The sequence below is a fragment of the Microcoleus sp. Pol8_D6 genome (assembly GCF_036700965.1).
GTDB lineage: Bacteria > Cyanobacteriota > Cyanobacteriia > Cyanobacteriales > Microcoleaceae > Microcoleus.
The window spans coordinates 1-2584 of sequence record NZ_JAUBPW010000151.1 but is presented as its reverse complement, the minus strand read 5'-3'; the positions used below and the strand labels follow the sequence as shown (position 1 = coordinate 2584).

Here is a 2584-nt window from a genome sequence, read left to right as displayed (position 1 = left end):
GCAGTCCGAAACCGACGGGTGTTTGCGTACCTCAATAGGTAATCTTCAGGTTTTAGCTAACCCGTCGCTATTTTCCTCATACTAAATTAACAGGAATCAAAAGATGCCCCGCCTATCTTCCGCCCTATTTTTTGCATTCTTACTGCTGTTTCCTGTCCCTGCGATCGCCCAAATCATCCCCGATAATAGCTTGGGTGCAGAAAGTTCGCGAACAGTTCCCGACAGGATTAATAATTTACCCTCGGACAGAATAGAAGGCGGGGCAACTCGCGGCGTTAACCTCTTTCACAGTTTACGCGAATTTAATATCCGTGAAGGGCGGGGAGCCTATTTTGCCAATCCTAACGGAATTGCGAATATTTTTACCCGCGTTACGGGTGGCAACCCTTCTAATATTTTAGGTGTGTTGGGAGTGCAAGGGAATGCCAACTTATTTTTACTCAATCCCAAAGGAATCGTCTTCGGCCCCAATGCGAGGCTAGATTTGCGCGGTTCATTTTTAGCAAGTTCTGCTGCTAGCGTAGTTTTCGATAATGGCTATCAATTCAGCAGCAGCAATCCCCAATCAATACCGCTGTTAAATGTCAATATACCTATCGGTTTAAACTTTCGAGAAAATCCGGGAAAAATCATTAACTCTTCAGCAGCACCAGCCTTGAGTTTACCAGAGTTACCTCCAGGGCTCCCGCCGATTTTTAATAACCTTGGCTTAGCAGTGCAGCCCGGACAAACTCTCGCCCTAGTGGGAGGAGATATTGGATTAAATCAGGGAACACTCACTGCATCTACCGGACAAATTTTGCTAGGTAGTGTCGCTAGTCCGGGGATGGTTGGATTGGGGTCAACGCCATTTGGACTAAGTTTAAACTATGACAAGATTTCCAACTTTGGTAATATTCAAATAACCAACGGCTCAGCGATCAATACCAGTGGACTAGGTGGTGGCAAAGTCGATATTAGAGGGGGAAATTTCAACCTCAACGGTGGGCGAATTTATGCGCTGACTTTCGGAGATATTGACGGTAGAGGCATCGATATTAATGCCCAAAACTTTCGGGCCGAAGGTGGGGCGCAAATGTTTACGCTGACAGTAGGAAATGGTGCGGGAGGTGCTGTCAACATCCGCGCTACCGATTCAGTAGAACTGATCGGGATTGGAGACGAACTCTATAAAGTGTTTGCTGGTAACTATACGGCAACTGGATCGATCAACCCTTTTGACCCACAAATTCTGCTGCTCTCTGCCACTTCTGGCGCTGGAGCAGTAGGAGACATCACGATTGATACCGGACGGTTATTGATCGACAATGGAACTGTCCTTGGTACCCCCACATTAGGTAGTGGAAATGGGGGAGAAATTATCATGCGTGCCAGGACTGTGGATATAGCCAGTTCAGCAATCAATAGCGGCACAATTACGGGGAGTACAGGCACAGGAGGAAGCATTAGCATTGAGGCAGAACGGTTAAGAGTGCGTGATGGATCGGGTCTGATCAGCATCACTCGCACTGAAGCAGCATCTGGGAATATCAACATTAAAGCGAATGAATCAGTAGAAGTGCTGCGGGCTCCCCAGGGAAATCCTGTCCCAACCTTGATCGGCACAACCGCAGTCGGCACTAATGGGAAAGCAGGGGATATTAATATCGACACTAAGCGGTTGATTATCTCTGAAGGAGGCGGAATTAGTTTATCTAGTGGCTCGGTTGTGGGCAACCAACCCTTGAATACAACTGCGGGGCAAGGAGGTAATCTAACAATTAAAGCTACTGAGTCAGTAACGGTAGAGGGTAGTTCTGAAGTTTTGGCGAATGGGAGTCTGACTGCTAGTTTCATCTCCGCTGATGCCTACTCTGCTAGTCCCGGAGGGAGTATGAACATTTCTACACCCGTACTGACTCTACGGGATGGGGGAATTATTTCTACGGCATCTTTAGGCGCAGGAGATGCGGGCAGCATTACGATTAATGGGGGTCGTGTAGAAGTTATTGGGAATGGGGGTTCAGGTGAATTTAACAGTCAAATTCAGATTTCCGTTGGGATTGCATCTGGTGTAATCAATCCCAATGCTACGGCGAATGCAGGTTCGTTGAATCTGAATGTCAGGCAATTGATTCTTCGTAATGGGGGAACACTCAATCTGCAAGCATTGGGTTCAGCAGGGGCTGGTAACATTAACGTGAAAGCAGATTCAATTTCCCTTGACAACCAAAGCACCATTGACGGTAGAACTGAATCCGGTGCCGGAGCCAATATTAACCTTGAAGCACGGGATGTCCAGTTGCGCCGAGGCAGCAGAATTACCACTGATGCAGGTAGTTCTGGTGGCGGCAACATCAACATTAAAAGCGATATTCTGGTGACTCTCCCCAAGGAAAATAGTGATATTACGGCTAATGCGCGATCGGCCGCCGGTGGTCGGGTTAATATTAATGTCCCCAATGTTTTTGGGTTTACCTCAGTCAGTCGCGAACAGGTGCGAGCGACTTTGGGATTAACAGATGTTGAATTTGCAGCGTTGCAAGTAAGTCCGACTTCTCTAATTCCTACCAGCGATATTGCGGCGATTTCCCAAAGTAGCGGC

The 2584-nt window shown here is 47.5% G+C and carries 1 protein-coding gene; it reads left to right on the top strand.

The features are described 5' to 3' along the window. Positions 1-103: 103 nt before the first annotated feature. On the top strand, positions 104-2584 hold a 2481-nt coding region (locus QUA10_RS28835), incomplete at its 3' end, for a two-partner secretion domain-containing protein (RefSeq protein ID WP_333086475.1).